The 17,320-nt window shown below is 63.0% G+C and carries 16 protein-coding genes and 1 pseudogene; 13 read left to right on the top strand and 4 right to left on the bottom strand.

Features of this window, described 5'->3' with window-relative positions; genetic code table 11:
- Window positions 1–50 precede the first annotated feature (50 nt).
- Window positions 51–1,079 (top strand): zinc-binding dehydrogenase, encoded by a 1,029-nt coding sequence (locus NKI19_RS24925; RefSeq protein WP_352490682.1) that lies wholly within the window; start codon window positions 51–53, stop codon window positions 1,077–1,079.
- A gap of 1 nt (window position 1,080) precedes the next feature.
- Window positions 1,081–2,073 carry a lipid A biosynthesis lauroyl acyltransferase gene (locus NKI19_RS24920; RefSeq protein ID WP_352490683.1) on the top strand — a complete coding sequence of 331 codons (993 nt, stop codon included), beginning with the start codon at window positions 1,081–1,083 and terminating at the stop codon, window positions 2,071–2,073.
- Window positions 2,074–2,216: 143 nt separating this feature from the next.
- Here NKI19_RS24920 and NKI19_RS24915 read toward each other — a convergent pair whose 3' ends face one another.
- Window positions 2,217–2,645, bottom strand: coding sequence for a L,D-transpeptidase (locus NKI19_RS24915; protein WP_023676467.1), 429 nt, complete (start codon window positions 2,643–2,645; stop codon window positions 2,217–2,219).
- Between the two features lie 222 nt (window positions 2,646–2,867).
- Between NKI19_RS24915 and NKI19_RS24910 the strand changes: the two genes are divergently transcribed.
- The 6 genes from NKI19_RS24910 to NKI19_RS24885 all read left to right on the top strand — a co-directional run bounded on the left by NKI19_RS24910 (window position 2,868) and on the right by NKI19_RS24885 (window position 10,186).
- Window positions 2,868–4,157, top strand: coding sequence for an acetylornithine deacetylase/succinyl-diaminopimelate desuccinylase family protein (locus NKI19_RS24910; protein WP_352565440.1), 1,290 nt, complete (start codon window positions 2,868–2,870; stop codon window positions 4,155–4,157).
- A gap of 130 nt (window positions 4,158–4,287) precedes the next feature.
- Window positions 4,288–5,766, top strand: a complete 1,479-nt coding sequence (locus NKI19_RS24905) for an ABC transporter substrate-binding protein (protein ID WP_352565441.1) — start codon at window positions 4,288–4,290, stop codon at window positions 5,764–5,766.
- Window positions 5,767–6,190: 424 nt separating this feature from the next.
- Window positions 6,191–7,138: an ABC transporter permease gene (locus NKI19_RS24900; protein ID WP_352565443.1), complete on the top strand. Its 948-nt coding sequence runs from the start codon at window positions 6,191–6,193 to the stop codon at window positions 7,136–7,138.
- Window positions 7,135–8,004, top strand: coding sequence for an ABC transporter permease (locus NKI19_RS24895; protein ID WP_352565444.1), 870 nt, complete (start codon window positions 7,135–7,137; stop codon window positions 8,002–8,004). Before NKI19_RS24900 ends, NKI19_RS24895 begins: the two co-directional genes overlap by 4 nt.
- On the top strand, window positions 8,001–9,623 hold the full coding sequence (locus NKI19_RS24890) for an ABC transporter ATP-binding protein (protein ID WP_352565446.1): 1,623 nt from the start codon (window positions 8,001–8,003) through the stop codon (window positions 9,621–9,623). The genes NKI19_RS24895 and NKI19_RS24890 overlap by 4 nt, the downstream gene beginning before the upstream one ends.
- A 254-nt stretch (window positions 9,624–9,877) precedes the next feature.
- Complete coding sequence (locus tag NKI19_RS24885; RefSeq protein WP_352565448.1) at window positions 9,878–10,186, top strand: immunity 53 family protein; 309 nt, start codon at window positions 9,878–9,880, stop codon at window positions 10,184–10,186.
- Window positions 10,187–10,363: 177 nt separating this feature from the next.
- On the opposite strand, the gene NKI19_RS24880 is transcribed toward NKI19_RS24885, so the two are convergent.
- Entirely contained in the window at window positions 10,364–10,795 is a 432-nt protein-coding gene (locus NKI19_RS24880; protein ID WP_023676479.1) for a TerB family tellurite resistance protein, read from the bottom strand.
- Between the two features lie 191 nt (window positions 10,796–10,986).
- Between NKI19_RS24880 and NKI19_RS24875 the strand changes: the two genes are divergently transcribed.
- The 3 genes from NKI19_RS24875 to NKI19_RS24865 all read left to right on the top strand — a co-directional run bounded on the left by NKI19_RS24875 (window position 10,987) and on the right by NKI19_RS24865 (window position 12,608).
- Window positions 10,987–11,157 carry a hypothetical protein gene (locus tag NKI19_RS24875; RefSeq protein WP_023676480.1) on the top strand — a complete coding sequence of 57 codons (171 nt, stop codon included), beginning with the start codon at window positions 10,987–10,989 and terminating at the stop codon, window positions 11,155–11,157.
- Between the two features lie 127 nt (window positions 11,158–11,284).
- A complete protein-coding gene (locus NKI19_RS24870; protein WP_352565450.1) occupies window positions 11,285–12,112 on the top strand; it encodes a helix-turn-helix domain-containing protein in 828 nt (275 codons plus the stop codon).
- Window positions 12,113–12,185: 73 nt separating this feature from the next.
- The gene (locus NKI19_RS24865; protein ID WP_352565451.1) at window positions 12,186–12,608 is read left to right on the top strand and encodes a VOC family protein; all 423 of its coding nucleotides are present in this window, start codon (window positions 12,186–12,188) and stop codon (window positions 12,606–12,608) included.
- Here NKI19_RS24865 and NKI19_RS24860 read toward each other — a convergent pair.
- Both NKI19_RS24860 and NKI19_RS24855 read right to left on the bottom strand, forming a co-directional pair.
- Window positions 12,605–14,074, bottom strand: a complete 1,470-nt coding sequence (locus NKI19_RS24860) for a cobyric acid synthase (protein WP_352565462.1) — start codon at window positions 14,072–14,074, stop codon at window positions 12,605–12,607. The two genes, NKI19_RS24865 and NKI19_RS24860, sit on opposite strands and share 4 nt — an antisense overlap.
- A gap of 87 nt (window positions 14,075–14,161) precedes the next feature.
- Window positions 14,162–14,587 (bottom strand): annotated as a pseudogene (locus NKI19_RS24855) (dimethylsulfonioproprionate lyase family protein); the annotation flags it as partial.
- Window positions 14,588–14,840: 253 nt separating this feature from the next.
- Between NKI19_RS24855 and NKI19_RS24850 the strand changes: the two are divergent.
- Window positions 14,841–16,007: an isobutyryl-CoA dehydrogenase gene (locus NKI19_RS24850; protein ID WP_352951246.1), complete on the top strand. Its 1,167-nt coding sequence runs from the start codon at window positions 14,841–14,843 to the stop codon at window positions 16,005–16,007.
- A gap of 136 nt (window positions 16,008–16,143) precedes the next feature.
- On the top strand, window positions 16,144–17,028 hold the full coding sequence (gene mmsB / locus NKI19_RS24845; RefSeq protein ID WP_352490699.1) for a 3-hydroxyisobutyrate dehydrogenase: 885 nt from the start codon (window positions 16,144–16,146) through the stop codon (window positions 17,026–17,028).
- The last annotated feature ends 292 nt before the right edge of the window (window positions 17,029–17,320 follow it).

Raw genomic sequence — 17,320 nt, 5'->3', positions numbered from 1 at the left:
CATGGTCCTTTCCGAAACGGTTCTCGGTCATGCGCAACCTGGGATCTGGCATGCGCGCATTGCAACTTATCGAGGATCGCCGGCTTGAAACGGTGGATCTGCCGCCGCCGCCGCCGCCTTCGCTCGGCGAGGTGACGCTGCGCATCAAGGCCGTGGCGCTGAACCATATCGATGTCTGGGGCTGGCGCGGCATGGCCTTCGCCAAGCGCAAGCTGCCGCTGGTCGTCGGCGCCGAGGCCTCGGGCGAGGTCGAGGCGGTCGGCCCCGGCGTTTCCAGCCTTGTGCCCGGGCAATTGGTGTCGATCTATGGCGCCCGCACCTGCGGTCTTTGCCGCGCCTGCCGCGAAGGCCGCGACAATCTCTGCGAGCATGTTTCGGGCGTGCACGGCTTCCATCTCGACGGCTTTGCGCAGGAAAAGATCAACCTGCCGGCGCGCCTTCTGGTCCCGGCTCCGCCCGGCGTGAGCGAAATCGGCGCGGCGGTGGCGCCTGTCACCTTCGGCACGGTCGAGCACATGCTTTTCGACAATGCCCGGCTGCAGCCCGGCGAGACGATACTGGTCCATGCCGGCGGCTCCGGCATCGGCTCCGCCGCGATTCAGCTGGCCAAGAAGATGGGCTGCACGGTCATCACCACCGTCGGCTCGAACGACAAGATCGACAAGGCCAAGGCGCTCGGCGCCGACCACGTCATCAATTACCGCAACGACCGCTTCGAAGGCGTCGTGCGCAAGCTGACCAAGAAGAAGGGCGTCGACGTGGTGTTCGAGCATGTCGGGACCGACACCTTTGCCGCCTCGATGCTGTGCCTCAAACGCGGCGGCCGGCTGGTCACCTGCGGCTCGACCTCCGGCGTGTCGACGCAGATCAATTTGATGCAGTTGTTCCAGCAGCAACTGAAGCTGCTCGGCTCGTTCGGCTGCCGCATGGAAAACATGGCCGACGCCATGCAGAAGATGGCGGCGGGCCTGGTCGCGCCGGTGATCGACACCGAGGTCGGCTTCGACGGCATCGATGCGGCGCTGAAACGCATGGAAGGCCGCGACGTCTTCGGCAAGATCATCCTGCGCGTCGGCTGAAATGATCGGCAACGCCTTCAGGAAGATCCGCAGGGACGTGGGATTCCGCTATGGCAGGCGGCTTCGCCAGTTCAACTACTGGCTGGTGGCGCAGGCCGCCATGATCATCATCTCCGCACTGCGGATGCTGCCGCCCGACAGCGCGCTCAATTTCGCCGACCGCGCTGCCCGCCGCATCGGCCCCTGGGTAGCGCGCCATCAGGTTGCTGTCGACAATCTGCGCAAGGCCTATCCGGAAAAGAGCGATGCCGAGATCGAGGCGATCGCTTCCGACATGTGGGGCAACATGGCCCGCCTCGCCGCCGAATATATCTTTCTCGATGCTTTGTTCGACTACGACCCCACTGCGACGAAGCCGGGCCGTGTCGAGGTCAAGGGCGTGGAGCATTTCGTGCGCATCGCCGGCGAGGACAAGCCGCATATCGTCTTCACCGGGCATCTCGGCAATTTCGAGCTGCTGCCGGTGGCTGCGGCGACCTTCGGGATGAACATCACGGCGCTGTTTCGCCCGCCCAACAACCCTTACCTCGCCGACTACATCCTCTCGACCCGCCGCTCGAGCATGGGATCGCTGCTGCCGTCTTCGACCGGTGCATCGTTCGCGCTTGCGGCCATCCTCGAGAAAGGCGGCAACATCGGCGTGCTGGTCGACCAGAAATTCACCGGCGGCCTCGAGACGACATTCTTCGGCCGCCCTTGCGAGAGCAACCGGGTTCTCGGCACCCTGGCGCGGCACTACGATTGCGATGTCTACCCGGCGCGCTGCGTGCGCCTGCCGAACAATCGTTTCCGGCTCGAGATCGAGGACAAGCTCACCTTGCCGCGCACCGCCGGCGGCAGTGTCGACGTCCGCGCCACTACCCAGCTTCTCAACGACGTGGTCGAGCGCTGGGTGCGCGAAGACCCCGGCCAGTGGATGTGGTTCCACAAGCGCTGGGAGATCAGCGGCCGCAAAAAGCGTCGGCCGGCGACAGTGCGCGACAAAGCCGCCTGAGCGGAACGATCTTTTTTGGGCACCGACCCTATTTTGTTCTTGCTTTGTGCCGGCAGCTATGCTACTAACTTCGGTATGGTGCTAATTGGCCCCGACGAACCCGCCGCTCCGGCGGGTTTTTTATTGCGGCCGAGGAGCAGGCCCTAATTCGTCACGAGGATCCGCGTATTACCGAAGCCGGCTTTGCGCACCATCGAATAGAACGCGGCGGCGTTGCTGGGGTGGAGGCGCACACAGCCATGCGATGCCGGGCGCCCCAATTGCCGGATCGCGCCGGTGCCGTGGATGGCATAGCCGCCGCGGAAGAACACCGAATAAGGCATCGGCGACATGTCGTATTTGCGCGAATACCACATCCGGGCCGTCCGCTGCGGGCGATAGCTGCCGCGCGGCGTGATGTAACCTTTGCGGGCGGTGGAAACGCTCCACCGGTAATACGAAAGCCCGTATCTTACCGTCATCGTCTGTGAGGAAATATCGATGTTCGCGACCAGGCTGGCCGCCCGGCTCTCGAACGACGAACCGAACAGCATCGCCATCAATGCCGCTGCCATGAGAACAGTGTTTTTCATGCAATCAAACCCCTTTGATGCCCCTTGCCTGCCTGCCGTCACGCTGTTCCCCAGCGTTTTGATGGCAAGCCAGCGAGCTAACACCTACTCCCTGACGATTTCACCAATCCAAAGCAGCGAATTTGAACGATTTCCCGCAATAGTTGCCGTAGCGACACGCAATCGCCTGGCAATTCGCCATCGGGCTTGCAAAACCGCCTCATCCGCTGCTCAATTCACCGAATGAACGAACCGAACGAACGGCTCCTCAAGGCTATCGATGACCTAGCCGATGATCTGGTTGCACTGACTGCGGATCTGATCCGCTTTCCGACCATCAATCCGCCCGGCGAAGCCTATCGGCCGTGTGCCGAATATATCGGCGCGCGGCTGAAGAAGCGTGGTTTTGAGATCGAATTCATCCGTGCCGAAGGCGCGCCCGGCGACACCGACCGTTATCCGCGCGTCAACGTCGTCGCCCGTTTCGATGGCCGGGCGCCGGGTGCTTGCGTGCACTTCAATTCGCATATCGACGTGGTCGAGCCCGGCGACGGCTGGAGCCTCGATCCGTTCTCCGGCATCGTCAGGGATGGCAAGGTCTATGGCCGCGGTGCTTGCGACATGAAAGGCGGGCTTGCCGCCTCGATCATCGCCGCTGAAGCCTTCATGGAGGTCTTTCCCGATTTTCCCGGCGCCATTGAGATTTCGGGCACGGTCGACGAGGAGTCCGGCGGCTTTGGCGGCGTCGCCCATCTGGCCAAGCTCGGCTATTTCTCCAGGCCGAAGGTCGACCACGTCATCATTCCCGAGCCGCTCAACAAGGACCGCATCTGCCTTGGCCATCGCGGCGTCTGGTGGGCGGAGATCGAGACCAAGGGCGAGATCGCGCACGGCTCGATGCCGTTCCTCGGCGACAATGCGGTGCGCCATATGGGCGCCGTGCTGCGGGCCTTCGAGGACGAATTGTTTCCGGCGCTCGACCGCAAGATGACGCGCATGCCGGTCGTGCCCGAAGGCGCAAGACGCTCGACCCTAAACATCAACTCGATCCATGGCGGCCAGACGGAGGATTTCCGGCCCGGCCTGCCTTCGCCCAACGTGCCCGATTCCTGCCGGCTGACCATCGACCGCCGCTTCCTGCTCGAAGAGGATCTCGCTACGGTCAAGGGCGAGGTGATCGGTATCCTCGAGCGGCTGAAGCGCGAGCGCAAAAAGTTCGACTACGAAATCCGCGATCTGATGGAGGTGCTGCCGCTGATGACCGAGCGCGATGCGCCGGTCGTTAAGGCGGTCGCGCAAGGCATCATGGAGATATTCGACCGCGAACCGGATTATGTGATTTCACCCGGCACCTACGACCAGAAGCATATCGCCCGTATCGGCCACATCTATGACTGCATCGCCTATGGCCCGGGCATTCTCGATCTCGCCCACCGGCCCGACGAATGGGTCGGCATTGCCGACATGCTGGACTCGGCAAAGGTGATGGCGATCGGCCTCGACGTGCTGCTGAGAGGCGCCGGCCCGCGATGATCCGGCCGTGGGCGGAAAAACATTCCTCCCGGCGTCGGCGGACGGTACGAAACGCAATTTACTCGGCGGCGAATTCACGCTTCTATCCGCCCGGGTTTGAGCACGTGTTTTAGATATGGGGAGTTGCACGATGAAATTGTGGAAAACCATCCTGGCCGCTGCGGCGCTGGTGTTGGCCGCCGGAACCTCGGCAATGGCCGCGCGCACCGACCTGGTCATCGGCATTACGCTCGAACCCCCGCATCTCGACCCGACCGCGGGTGCCGCGGCGGCGATCGACGAGGTGCTCTATGCCAATGTCTTCGAGGGCCTGACCCGCATCGGCCCGAACGGCGAAGTGCTGCCCGATCTCGCCGAAAGCTGGAGCATTTCCGACGACGGCAAGGTCTACACTTTCAAGCTGCATGCCGGCGTGAAATTCCATGACGGCACCGACTTCAACGCCGACGATGTGAAATTCTCGCTCGACCGTGCCCGCGCCGACAATTCGGTCAACGCGCAGAAGGGCCTGTTCGCCGCCATCGACAAGGTCGAGGTCGTCGATCCCACGACGGTGACGGTGACGCTGAAGAACCCGCAAGGCTCGTTCCTCTACAATATGGGCTGGGGCGACGCGGTGATCGTGGCGCCTGAGACAGCCGACACCAACAAGGAAAAGCCTGTTGGTACCGGCCCGTTCAAGTTCCAGAGCTGGGCCAAGGGCTCATCGATCACGCTGGTCAAGTCGGACAACTACTGGGGCGCCCCGGTATTTCTCGACAAGGCCGAGTTTCGCATCATTCCGGATGCCGCCGCCGCCGTTCCGGCGCTGCTTTCCGGCGACGTCCAGGCCTTTCCGTTCTTCGACCCCGACAGCGTCGCCCAGGTCAAGGACGACCCGCGCTTCAAGGTGGTGATCGGCTCGACCGAGGGCGAAACCATCCTGTCGATCAACAACAAGAAGCCGCCCTTCGACAAGCTGCAGGTCAGGCAGGCGATTTCCTTTGCGCTCGATCGCAAGGCGATCATCGACGGCGCCTCGGCCGGCCTTGGCGTGCCGATCGGCTCGCACGTGTCGCCCGCCAGCAAGGCCTATGTCGACCTCACCGGCCTCTATCCGCACAATGTGGAGAAGGCCAAAGAATTGCTGAAGGAAGCCGGCCTGGAGAATGGCTTCAAGGCGACGCTCAAGCTGCCGCCGCCCTCCTATGCGCGGCTTGGCGGCGAGATTATCGCCTCCGAGCTTCGCGAAGTCGGCATCGATCTCGAGATCATACCGGTCGAATGGGCGCAGTGGCTTGATCAGGTCTTCACCAAGAAGGATTACGACCTGACCATCGTTTCCCATACCGAGCCCAACGACATCGATATCTATTCGCGTAAGGACTATTACTTCAACTACGACAATCCGGCCTTCGACAAGATCATCGACGAGCTGAACCTTACCTCCGACGAGGCCAAGCGCATGACGCTGCTCGGTGAGGCGCAGAAGGTCCTGGCCGACGACGCCGTGGTCGGCTTCCTCTACGAGCTGCCGAAGGTCGGCGTCTGGGACGCCAAACTGCAGGGCCTGTGGGAAAACGCCCCGATCCAGGCCAACGACCTGACCAAGGTGAAGTGGACGGATTGAGAGGCTGACAGAAGGGGCGAAAGTTGCACTCCGTCACACCCCCCTTTGTCCTGCCGCGCTGGCTAGCCCGAGCCGCAGGGCAATCGCTTCAGGTTTGCGCCGCCCCTCATCGCCCTGCCGGGCACTTCTCCCCGTATAGTGACGGGGAGAAGGACGCCCTCGCAAAGGATTTCGCCAATCTTCAGCGTTGCAGAAAGGGTGCCGAGGTTGCGGCCAGCCCCCTTCTCCCCGTCCCTATACGGGGAGAAGATGCCGGCAGGCAGATGAGGGGCGGCGCCGACTTCGGCTATTGGCCGGTCGAGCGCTACGTTTTGTCTGAAACGACTGCCCTGGCGAGACCCGTAGCGTCCAGTAGAATAGAGACGGGCGTGAAAGTGCACTGTCACCTGGTCTCGGCGACAGGCAAGGCAGCGGTCCGTGTGCGATGACCGCCTATCTCCTCAAGCGCCTCGCCATCGCCGTCGTCACGCTGGTTTTGGCCTCGATGGTGGTCTTTGCCGTGCTGGAGATCATTCCCGGCGACCCGGCGCGGCTGATGCTTGGCCTGAACGCCAGCGCCGACCAGATCGAATTGCTGCGCGACCAGATGGGACTCAACGCTCCCGTCGTGCTGCGCTATCTGCATTGGGCCGGCGGCTTGCTGAGCCTCGATTTCGGCCGTTCCTACACCTATTCGGTGCCGGTCATCGATCTGGTCCGTGAGCGCCTCGTCGTCTCGCTGCCGTTGGCGCTGATGGCGCTGGCGCTGTCCACCGTCATTGCCATTCCGGTCGGGCTGTTTTCCGCCAGCCGGCGCGGTCGCGCCGGCGACACGATCGCGATGGGTGCCGCCCAGCTTGGCGTCGCCGTGCCCAATTTCTGGTTTGCGCTGATGCTGATCTATCTGTTCGCCGTCTGGCTGCGGCTGGTGCCGGGCGGCGGCTTTCCCGGCTGGGGCGCCGGCGTCTGGCCGGCGCTGAAATCGCTGCTCCTGCCGGCGGTCGCCCTCGCTCTGCCGCAGGCGGCGATCCTCGCCCGGGTCACCCGCTCAGCGCTGATCGAAGTGCTGAACGAGGACTACATCCGAACCGCCCGCGCCAAGGGCCTGCCCTATCGCCTTGTCTTGTGGCGGCATGCGCTGCGCAACGCCATGATCCCGGTGGTCACCATTCTAGGCCTGCAATTCGCTTTCCTGCTTGCCGGAACCATCATTATCGAGAACGTCTTCTATTTGCCCGGCCTCGGCCGGCTGGTGTTCCAGGCGATCAACCAGCGTGACCTGATCGTGGTCGAGAGCGTCGTCATGCTGCTGGTTGCCGCCGTCATCGTCGTCAATTTCATTGTCGATCTCTCCTATGCGGTGGTCGATCCGCGCCTGAGAGGAAGGCAATGACGCTGCACATCGACATCCCCGACGAGAACCTTGCCGGCATCCTGGCCAAGGCGTTCAAAAACCGTTCGTTCCTTGCCGGCTTCGTCATCACCGCACTGGTGGCCGCGGTCGCGATCATCTCCTTCTTGTGGACACCTTACGACGTCACCAGGCTAGTCATTTCCGACAAGACCCAGGCGCCATCGCTGGCGCACTGGTTCGGCACCGACCATTTCGGTCGCGACATCCTGTCGATGATCATGGTCGGCGCCCGCAACTCGATTGCCGTGGCGCTGGTGGCGGTCGGCATCGGCATGGGCATCGGCGTGCCGCTCGGCGCCTTTGCCGCGGCGCGCGGCGGCTTCGTCGACGACTTGCTGATGCGGCTGAACGACCTGGTCTTTGCCTTTCCGGCGCTGCTTTCGGCAATCATGATCACCGCCATCTTCGGGCCGGGCGCGTTCAACGCCATCATTGCCATCGGCATCTTCAACATCCCGGTGTTCGCGCGCGTCGCCCGGGCCGGCGCCCTGGCGATCTGGCCGCGCGAATTCATCCTCGCCGCCCGCGCCGCCGGCAAGAGCAGGACGCTGATCAGCATCGAACATGTGCTGCCCAACATCGCCACGCTGCTGCTGGTGCAAGGCACCATCCAGTTCGCGCTGGGCATACTGGCCGAAGCCGGGCTTTCCTACGTCGGGCTGGGCACCCAGCCACCGATGCCGAGTTGGGGCCGCATGCTGTTCGACGCCCAGACCCGCATGGTGGTGGCGCCGTGGATGGCGATCTTTCCGGGCATGGCGATCGTCGTCACCGTGCTTGGCCTGAACCTGCTTGGCGACGGCATCGCCGACATTCTCGATCCGAAGTCGCGGCGGCAGCGATGAGCCTGCTCGAAATCGACAAGCTGTCGCTGACCATCGGCGACACCGCTATCCTCAGAGACGTCGAGCTTTCCGTCGCGGCCGGCGAAGTGATGGGGCTGGTTGGCGAATCCGGCTCCGGCAAGTCGATGACGGCGCTCACGCTGATGCAGCTTCTGCCCTGGGCGGCGCACGCCAGCGGACGCATCACCTTCGACGGCATAGACATCCTTGCCGCCAGCGAAGACCAGATGTGCGCACTGCGCGGCGACGACATCGGGATGGTTTTCCAGGAGCCGATGACGGCGCTCAATCCGGTCAAGACCATCGGCGAGCAGGTCGCCGAGGGTATTCGCTGGCACACCAGGGCGAGCCGCGCCGACGCCGAGGAACGGGCGCGAAAGATGCTCGACCGGGTCGGCCTGCCGGCGGCACAATTCCCGCTGTCGCGTTATCCGCACGAACTCTCCGGCGGTCAGCGCCAACGCGTCGTCATTGCCATTGCCTGTGCGCTGAAACCCAAGCTGCTGATCGCCGACGAGCCGACGACGGCGCTCGACGTGGTGCTGCAGGCGCAGATCCTCGACCTGCTGCGCGACCTCGTAGCGGAAAACCGCATGGGTCTTCTGCTCATCTCGCACGACCTCGCCGTGGTGACCGAGATGGCGGACCGCATCACCATCCTGCGCCATGGCGAGGTGATGGAGGCCGGCGATACGGCCCGCACGCTATCCGAACAGCTTCATCCCTATACCCGCCAACTGGCGCAGGCCTCGATGCATATGCCCGCGCGGGCCCGCACACATGACAGCGGATCGGCCAAGCCGCTGCTTCAGGTAGAGAGCGTAACGCGGGACTATCCGGGACGGCGCATATCGCTGTTGAAACGCGCGGCTGCCATCCGCGCCGTCGATGATGTCTCGTTCTCGATGGCGCCCGGCCAGTCGGTGGCGCTGGTCGGCCGTTCCGGCTGTGGCAAGTCGACGCTTGCCCGCATGGTTCTGGCACTGGACAAGCCGACATCGGGAACGATCCGCTTCCGTGGCGACACCCTCACCGGCAAGAGCGAGGCGGAGCTCAAGCCGGCGCGGCGCGACATGCAGGTCGTATTCCAGGACCCGTATGGCTCCTTCGACCCACGCCAGAAGGTCGAAAGATTGGTGGCAGAGCCGCTGCATGTGCTGGAGAAGAAGCCGGCGCCCGCCGCGCGGCGCGATATGGTGGCGCATGCGCTGCACGAGGTCGGCCTCTCGCCAGGCGACATGGACAAATATCCGCACGAGTTTTCGGGCGGCCAGCGTCAGCGCCTGTCGATCGCCCGCGCCATCATCACCCGGCCGAAGCTGGTCGTCGCCGACGAGCCGGTCTCGGCGCTCGACGTCTCGATCCGCGCCCAGATCCTCGATCTGTTCGCCGAGCTCAACCAGAAACTCGGCGTCGCCTATCTGTTCATCACCCATGATCTGACCGTCGCCCGCGCCATCACCGACGAAGTGATGGTTATGCATGACGGCAAGATCGTCGAGCGCGGCAGGACGAGCGAAGTGCTCGACCACCCGCAATCCGCAGCCGCCAAGGCCTTGGTCGCCGCTGCTCCCGATTTGCATCGGGCAATTGCGAAAAGGCTGCAGGAACAGGGGTGAGCAGCTTCGTGGCGCGGCTTGATCCACAAAGCATACCTACCCCCTCACGTGAAAACTACACCGATCGCGGTCAATCAGGCGAGCGGAGTGTCGAGTCTAGCCACAAAGAAAGCAAGGATTCGACCGGCAACAATGGCGGACACTAGAATGGCTAAGGAGGCGGCGAAACGGGGCGTCGGGACCCTGTAAAGCCAAATCCCAACAAAGGAGGCGATAAACCTCCTTCTGTTCCAAACGACTAACAGGAGGGGCTAATGGTCGACCTATCAATGCTCGAGTGGTTAGAGGAGTGGTACCAAGGGCAGTGCAACGGCGATTGGGAACACCAATACGGCATAAAAATTGATACGATCGACAACCCTGGATGGGAAGTTTCAATAGATTTGCACGGGACGCAGCTCTATGGAAGAAAGTTTACAGACATAAGCTTTCAGTATGGCGACGAAATAGATTGGTTTTTTGTAACAGTAAAGGACGGTACTTTCAAGGGATTTGGAGGGGCAAGGAACTTGTCGAAGATTATCGATGAGTTTAAAAAATTTGCGATGGATACGCAAAGGTAAATAGAGCAATTAGATGCCTAAAGATTTTTTTCGCCAGATGTACAAAACGGGAACTACGGTGACGGTGCTGGACTGCATCCCATGAGTGAGACACGGCAATTTCTGTGACAGGTTATCCTGGAGGATGGCCTATTACAGACAAAATGACGCTCAGAATGTCAGCAGTCAGCCGATGCCTCAGCCTTGCGGCTTCACCACATCGGCAGGGCTGATGTCGAGCAGGTCGAGCGTGCGGCGCAACAGCTGCATCTCGCTCCCGGCAAGTTGCGAATCGGCCTTGGCGATCTCGGCCATGTGGCGGGCGAGCAGCTTGCGCCGTTCAACGTCGAGGTCGCGAAACTGCGCGACGGCCTGCGAGCCGTTGGTCTCGTAGCCGAACTCGTTGAGATATTCGATGACGCTGTCGATGCTGGTTTCGGGAATGCCGAAGGCGTCCCGGCAGATGCGCCTGAAGGCGGTCATTTCACTTTCGCTGACCGACCCATCGGCCAGTATCATGCGGAACAGCATCAGCAATTCCGCCGACAGCACCGGATCGTCCGCCACCTTGCGCACGCCGGGGTCGCCGTCGAAGATCGAGCGTATCTGGTCCAGCAATCCCATCGCCATCTGCCCCTTCCGATTCGTCGGAAAGGTAGCGCGGAATCGGCTTGGGGCAAAAGGGGGTTGCGAATGGTGGAACCCCCATATCCTCTCGCCGAAAGTGCCGGCCGATCCGGCAAGCCCGCTGGGCTGATTGGTGTGTGACCGCGCGACTGGTACTATGCCGCTGTACGAATCATGTTGAGGAGGGACCGGACATGAATCTCAGTGCGCCTACCCAGCTTATTTTCATCATATCCCTTGTCATCGCCATCATCGGCGTTCTCGCCGCGCTTGGCGTTCTTGCGTTCATCCCTTTGAATGCCGCGTGGATTGTCGTCATCGCCTACATCGTGCTGGCCGCCGGCTGCCTGATGCGCGGCGCTTAAACACGTCCAGACAATTCAGAATCTCAGGCAACTCGCAATCTCAGGCAACTCGGAGCGCCCGGCCAAAAGCCGGGCGCTTTTGATTCTGCAGGATGGTCTGTTAGAATTCCTGGACGAGGGAAAGCACATGCCCGCCAGCGAAGACGGCAACCGCCACGACGGCCCAGGGCTCGATCGGTTCGAGATGGTGCGGCGCGTGCCCAGTCATCGGCTTCAGGGCGCCGTCACCGACATATGCGGCTATCGCGAAACCACGCCCGGCCACTTCCGCACCGTAGAATATGCCTCGCTGACCGTGCCGCTGGTCATCAGCTTTGCCGAACCCTTTGCCATCGGGCTCGGCAAGGACCCAAGCGACAATGACCGCTTCGCCAGTTTTGCCGCCGGCCTTTATGCCGGCCCGGTGGTGATCGAATCCTTCGGCGGCGCCTGCTGTGTGCAGATCAATTTCACCCCGCTCGGCGCCCGTCGCTTCTTCGGCCGGCCGATGAGCGAACTGACCGACCGCATGGTCGGCCTGGATGACGTGCTCGGCGTCGAAGGCATCGCGCTGCGCGAAAGGCTCGGCAATGCGCCGGATTGGAGCTCACGCTTCGCCATCGCCGAGGCCTTCGTCGCGGACCGGTTGGCAACCGCAGACCGCACTCATGCCGACATAGTCTGGGCCTATGAGACGATCGTCTCGACGCGTGGGCGAATCCGCATCTCGACGCTGGCCGAAAGGCTTGGCTGGAGCCGCAAGCATCTTACCGGAAAGTTTTCGGACGCGGTCGGCACCGGCCCAAAAACATTGTCGCGAATTGTCCGCTTCAACCATGCGCTTGGCCTGTCGAGACGGGCCAGCAGCGATTGGGCCGACATTGCCGCCGACTGCGGCTATGCCGACCAGGCGCATCTGGTGCGCGAGTTTCGCGACCTCGCAGGCGTCACGCCGACGACTGTCGCCGCGAGGTAACATTTCTTCAAGACGCGCAACCGGCCTTCGCGCAGACTGGGTTGATCGACCAACCCGCTGAAGGAGATCAGCCATGCCGAACACCACCGAACCACCGCGGCTTTATCCGGCGCTGCGCTACAGAAATGCCGGCAAGATGATCGACTGGCTATGCGAGGCCTTCGGCTTCAGCGTTCGCGCCCGCTATGGCGAAGGCGACCTGGTGCACCACGCCGAACTCGCTTTCGGGTCCTCGATCATCATGCTCGGCACGGCGCGCGACGATGCCTATGGCAAGATGGTCGGCGCGCCCGGCTCGGGCGGCGGCAAGTCGATCTATGTCGCGGTCGCTGACGCCGACGCGGCATACGCGCGGGCAAAAACCGCCGGCGCCGAGATTCTGGAAGAGCTCACCGACCGCGACTATGGCAGCCGCGAATTCATCTGCCGCGATCCGGAAGGCAACGTCTGGTCGTTCGGCACCTACTGGCCGAAGGCCGACGAACCCGCCAGCTAACGCGCCAGCCCGAAAATCGCGTCGCAGTCGAGGTGGGTTTCCAGCTCGGCTGCGATCTCGTCCAGTGCCCGTTCGACCTCGGCGCGGTAGTCGATGCCGCCGCCCTTGACGCCGAGGCTTTCGAGGAATTTCGCCCGGAAGGCATCGGCGGAAAACAGACCGTGCATATAGGTGCCCAGCACCTTGCCGTCGGCCGAGATAGCGCCGTCATCGATGCCGTTGATAACGGCGGACGGCCGCAGCGTGTCCGGACCGGTGGTGCGGCCGAGATGGATCTCGTAGCCCTCGAGCGGCAGATCGAATTGCACCGAGCGCGCGCTGACGTTGCGCACCGTCTTTTCCGGCTCCATCACGGTTTCGACGTCGAGCAGCCCGAGGCCTTGCGTCTCGGTGACGCTGCCCTCGATGCCATCGGGATCGCGCACGACATGGCCGAGCATCTGGAAGCCGCCGCAAATGCCGACGATATGGCCACCGCGCTTCCTGTGCGCGGCAAGGTCGCGGTCCCAGCCGTTCTCGCGGAATTTCAGGAGATCGCCGATCGTCGACTTCGAGCCGGGAATGATCACCAGACCCGCATCTTCGGGCAAGTGCTCACCAGGCGGCACGAACACCACCTCGACCTGCGGTTCGGCCTTGAGCGGGTCGAGATCGTCGAAATTGGCGATGCGCGAGAGCACCGGCACGGCGATCTTCAGCGCGCGCTTTTCGCCGGACGCGAGCCGTTCGAGCACGACGGAGTCTTCCGACGGCAGCCGCGCCGCCGCCTTCAGCCACGGCACGACGCCAAAACAGCGCCAACCGGTGAATTTTTCGATCGCCTCGATGCCATCGTCGAACAGCGAGACATCGCCGCGGAACTTGTTGATGAGATAACCGACGATCATGCGGCGATCCGCGTCCGGCAGGATCAGATGGGTGCCCGCGACCGAGGCGATCACGCCGCCGCGATCGATATCGCCGACCAGGATCACCGGCACGCCGGCACGCGTCGCAAAGCCCATATTGGCAATGTCACGGCTCCTGAGATTGATCTCGGCCGGCGATCCCGCGCCCTCGACAATGACCAGATCGGCGCCCTCGCCGACCTTTGCCCAGGAGTCCAGCACCGCATCCATCAACCGGCCCTTCAGCGCCTGGTAGTCGCGCGCCCGCGCCTCGCCGAACACCTTGCCCTGCACGACGACTTGAGCGCCGACATCGGTCTGCGGCTTGAGCAGCACCGGGTTCATGTGGATGGTCGGCGCCACGCCGCAGGCGATCGCCTGCAGCCATTGGGCGCGGCCGATCTCACCGCCGCCTGAACCGCCGGGAATATCGGCGACGGCGGCGTTGTTCGACATGTTCTGCGGCTTGAACGGCCGCACTTTCAGCCCACGGTTCCTAGCCGCGCGGCACAGCCCGGCGACGAGCACCGTCTTGCCGACATCCGAACCCGTGCCCTGCAGCATGATCGCCTTGGCCATGTCAGCCCCTGCCCTGCGCAACGGTGCGGTGATCGTCGACTTGGCTGCCAACGGGCCGCCGCGCCAGAGATAGAGCGCCAGCAGCGGCTCCTTGCCGGTGCGCATGGCGTGGCTGACGTCAGAGGCATGGTGGATCACCTCGCCCGCCGCTCGAAGGCGAAAACCGCCATCGCCCATGCGCCATTCGGTGCCGCCGGTCAGCGGGATGTAGATCTCCTCCGCGACGTGGTGGTGATCGGGGTAGACGATGTCGGGTCCAAGGATCAGCAGACCGCCTGCGACCTCTTCATTGACGAAATGGCCGCGTGTGCCGAACACCTCCAGCCAGCCATAATTCTCCATGAAAATCCTGCCGAAATCCGCCTCGCCATAGGTCTGGCTCCAGTGCAGATCGCCACGACGCTCCGCAACCAGCCGCGCCAACGGCTTGGCGGCAGCGGGAACGAGTTCGACGATGCGGTCGAGCTGGTGCAGGCAAGCGATCGGATGCGGCTCGAGCCGACGCGCCGGCATGTCCCAGCCGATCCGGGCCACGGCGTCGCGCACCAGCGCATCGTCGAACGTCTGGAGATAGGCCTGGAAGCGTCCAAGCAGTTCGTCGAAATTTGTCGTCACACTTTGCTCCAAAGCGCATTCGCGCACAGCGGCTGCCCAGATAGTTGGATCGAGACGGTCGGGTTGCGCGGCGGCATCATTGGTCTAGATTGGACTGCGCGCAAAGCCAAAAACGACAGGCCAGCAGGCCGGAAACATCAGGGAGCACGCCATGGACGCCGCTGTCGATGCGGGCACCAGCCAGTTCGAACTCAACGAGGACCAGCGCGCCATCCAGGAGATGGCCGAGGCCTTCGCCGCCGACCGCGTGGCGCCGAACGCACTCGACTGGGATCGCAACAAATATTTCCCCGCCGATGTGATCCGCGAGACAGGCCCGCTCGGCCTTGGCGGCATCTATGTCCGCGACGATGTCGGCGGCTCAGGGCTCGGCCGGCTCGACGCCGTGCTGATCTTCGAGGCGCTTTCGCGTGCCGATCCGGCGTTTTCCGCCTTCATCTCGATCCACAACATGGCGGCATCGATGATCGACCGCTTCGGCAGCGACGAGCAGCGCGGGCGCTTCCTGCCGAAGCTGACCTCGATGGAATGGCTGGCCAGCTACTGCCTGACCGAGCCCGGCTCGGGCTCGGATGCGGCGGCGCTGAAGACGCGGGCAACAAAGAGCGGCGGCGACTATATGCTGAACGGCGCCAAGCAGTTCATCTCCGGTGCCGGCGACAGCGACCTCTATGTCGTCATGGCGCGCACCGGCGCCGACGGGCCGAAGGGCATTTCCACCTTCGTCGTGCCGAAGGATGCGCCGGGCCTTTCATTCGGCGCCAACGAGCACAAGATGGGCTGGCACATGCAGTCGACGCGCCAGGTCGTCTTCGAGGATTGCAAGGTGCCGGCCGAAAACCTGTTGTCGGCTGAAGGCGCCGGTTTCGGCATCGCCATGGCCGGGCTCGACGGCGGCCGCTTGAACATCGCCGCCTGCTCGCTCGGCGGCGCGCAATCGGCGCTCGACAAGGCGCTCGCCTACACCGCCGAGCGCAAGGCTTTCGGGTCGAAGATCAACCAGTTCCAGGCGCTGCAGTTCAAGCTTGCCGACATGGAGACCGAACTGCAGGCAGCGCGCGTCTTCCTCTACACCGCCGCCTTGAAGCTCGACCGCAAGGCACCGGATGCCTCGAAATGGTCGGCAATGGCCAAGCGCTTCGTCACCGATACCGGCTTCAACGTCGCCAACGACGCCCTGCAACTGCATGGCGGCTACGGCTATCTGCACGATTACGGCATCGAGAAGCTTGTGCGCGACCTGCGCGTCCACCAGATACTCGAAGGCACCAACGAGATCATGCGCGTCATCATCGCTCGCGCCCTGATCGGACGGTAGGGCAGCAGGCAGAAAGATGACCGCCAAGATCAAGGGCATCGGAAAAATGCTTCGCCAACTTATTAGCAAACTTGCGCCCGAATAGGCCGGCCACTGCCTGCTGCCTACTGCCTTACCCAAACCACGGAGCGCCATTATGACCACCATCGCCTTCATCGGCCTCGGCAATATGGGCAATCCGATGGCCGCCAATCTGGTCAAGGCCGGGTATGCCGTCCACGGCTTCGACCTGGTGCCGGAAAACCTCGTCATCGCCAGAGAACACGGCGTCGTCATCATGGCCAATACAGTTGCAGCGGTGAAGGATGCCGATGCGGTCATCACCATGCTGCCGGCCGGCAAGCATGTGCTGTCGGTTTACGCAGACATCGCGGCCAAGGCGAAAAAGGGCGCGCTGTTCATCGATTCTTCGACCATCGACGTCGAGTCGGCTCGAAAGGCCCATGCCATCGCCGCCAAGCATGGATTGCTGACGATCGACGCGCCAGTCTCCGGCGGCACCGGCGGTGCGGCGGCCGGCACGCTGACCTTCATGGCCGGTGGTTCGAAGGACGCCTTCGCCAAGGCCGAACCAATCCTCAAGCCGATGGCTGGCCGCATCGTTCATTGCGGCGACGACGGCGCCGGACAGGCGGCGAAGATCTGCAACAACATGATTTTGGGCATTTCGATGATCGGTGTTGCCGAGGCCTTCGTGCTGGCGGAAAAGCTCGGCCTGTCGCACCAGGCGCTGTTCGACGTCGCCTCGACCTCGTCCGGCCAGTGCTGGTCGCTGACCACCTACTGCCCGGTGCCCGGCCCGGTGCCGACATCGCCCGCCAACAATGGCTATAAGCCTGGGTTCGCAGCGGCGCTGATGCTGAAGGATTTGAAACTGTCGCAGGAGGCCGCACTGAGCGTCGGTGCGGCAACGCCGCTCGGCGCCGAGGCAGCCCAGCTCTATGCGTTGTTCAACGCACAGGGAAATGCCGGCGCCGACTTTTCCGGCATCATCAATTTCCTGCGCGGTGACCCGGCGTAAGCTCCAATTTCGTAGTTTTCGATCTGCCCAAAGCGGAAAGTCGGCAAATTTAGGTTTGCTTAAGCTCTTGCTAACCCTGCAGTAACGATGTGGGTTTAAAACGGATTGCGAGGCGGACATCCGCCCGGCGCTCCGGATCAGGTCTCGCGTACCGGAGCCCGTAAGTTTCGCCGTAAGTTTCGCAAGTGTATTGTTGGCGAAGCGCCATGCGTATCTGGCAAAGCCGCGTTCCGATGGAGCGCGGTTTTTGCGTTTGCGCCCCTCGTAGACATCTTTGCATCGAGACGCTGGC

Source organism: Mesorhizobium sp. M0751 (assembly GCF_040320265.1).
Classification (GTDB): domain Bacteria; phylum Pseudomonadota; class Alphaproteobacteria; order Rhizobiales; family Rhizobiaceae; genus Mesorhizobium.
This window is presented reverse-complemented; position numbering and strand designations above follow the sequence as displayed.

What these genes read in the sequence shown, in the direction of transcription:
- NKI19_RS24925 (WP_352490682.1), top strand. Translation starts at nt 51, where the DNA reads ATGCGCGCATTGCAACTTATCGAGGATCGCCGGCTTGAAACGGTGGAT.
- NKI19_RS24920 (WP_352490683.1), top strand. Translation starts at nt 1,081, where the DNA reads ATGATCGGCAACGCCTTCAGGAAGATCCGCAGGGACGTGGGATTCCGC.
- NKI19_RS24915 (WP_023676467.1), bottom strand. Translation starts at nt 2,645, where the DNA reads ATGAAAAACACTGTTCTCATGGCAGCGGCATTGATGGCGATGCTGTTC.
- NKI19_RS24910 (WP_352565440.1), top strand. Translation starts at nt 2,868, where the DNA reads ATGAACGAACCGAACGAACGGCTCCTCAAGGCTATCGATGACCTAGCC.
- NKI19_RS24905 (WP_352565441.1), top strand. Translation starts at nt 4,288, where the DNA reads ATGAAATTGTGGAAAACCATCCTGGCCGCTGCGGCGCTGGTGTTGGCC.
- NKI19_RS24900 (WP_352565443.1), top strand. Translation starts at nt 6,191, where the DNA reads ATGACCGCCTATCTCCTCAAGCGCCTCGCCATCGCCGTCGTCACGCTG.
- NKI19_RS24895 (WP_352565444.1), top strand. Translation starts at nt 7,135, where the DNA reads ATGACGCTGCACATCGACATCCCCGACGAGAACCTTGCCGGCATCCTG.
- NKI19_RS24890 (WP_352565446.1), top strand. Translation starts at nt 8,001, where the DNA reads ATGAGCCTGCTCGAAATCGACAAGCTGTCGCTGACCATCGGCGACACC.
- NKI19_RS24885 (WP_352565448.1), top strand. Translation starts at nt 9,878, where the DNA reads ATGGTCGACCTATCAATGCTCGAGTGGTTAGAGGAGTGGTACCAAGGG.
- NKI19_RS24880 (WP_023676479.1), bottom strand. Translation starts at nt 10,795, where the DNA reads ATGGCGATGGGATTGCTGGACCAGATACGCTCGATCTTCGACGGCGAC.
- NKI19_RS24875 (WP_023676480.1), top strand. Translation starts at nt 10,987, where the DNA reads ATGAATCTCAGTGCGCCTACCCAGCTTATTTTCATCATATCCCTTGTC.
- NKI19_RS24870 (WP_352565450.1), top strand. Translation starts at nt 11,285, where the DNA reads ATGCCCGCCAGCGAAGACGGCAACCGCCACGACGGCCCAGGGCTCGAT.
- NKI19_RS24865 (WP_352565451.1), top strand. Translation starts at nt 12,186, where the DNA reads ATGCCGAACACCACCGAACCACCGCGGCTTTATCCGGCGCTGCGCTAC.
- NKI19_RS24860 (WP_352565462.1), bottom strand. Translation starts at nt 14,074, where the DNA reads ATGGCCAAGGCGATCATGCTGCAGGGCACGGGTTCGGATGTCGGCAAG.
- NKI19_RS24850 (WP_352951246.1), top strand. Translation starts at nt 14,841, where the DNA reads ATGGACGCCGCTGTCGATGCGGGCACCAGCCAGTTCGAACTCAACGAG.
- mmsB (WP_352490699.1), top strand. Translation starts at nt 16,144, where the DNA reads ATGACCACCATCGCCTTCATCGGCCTCGGCAATATGGGCAATCCGATG.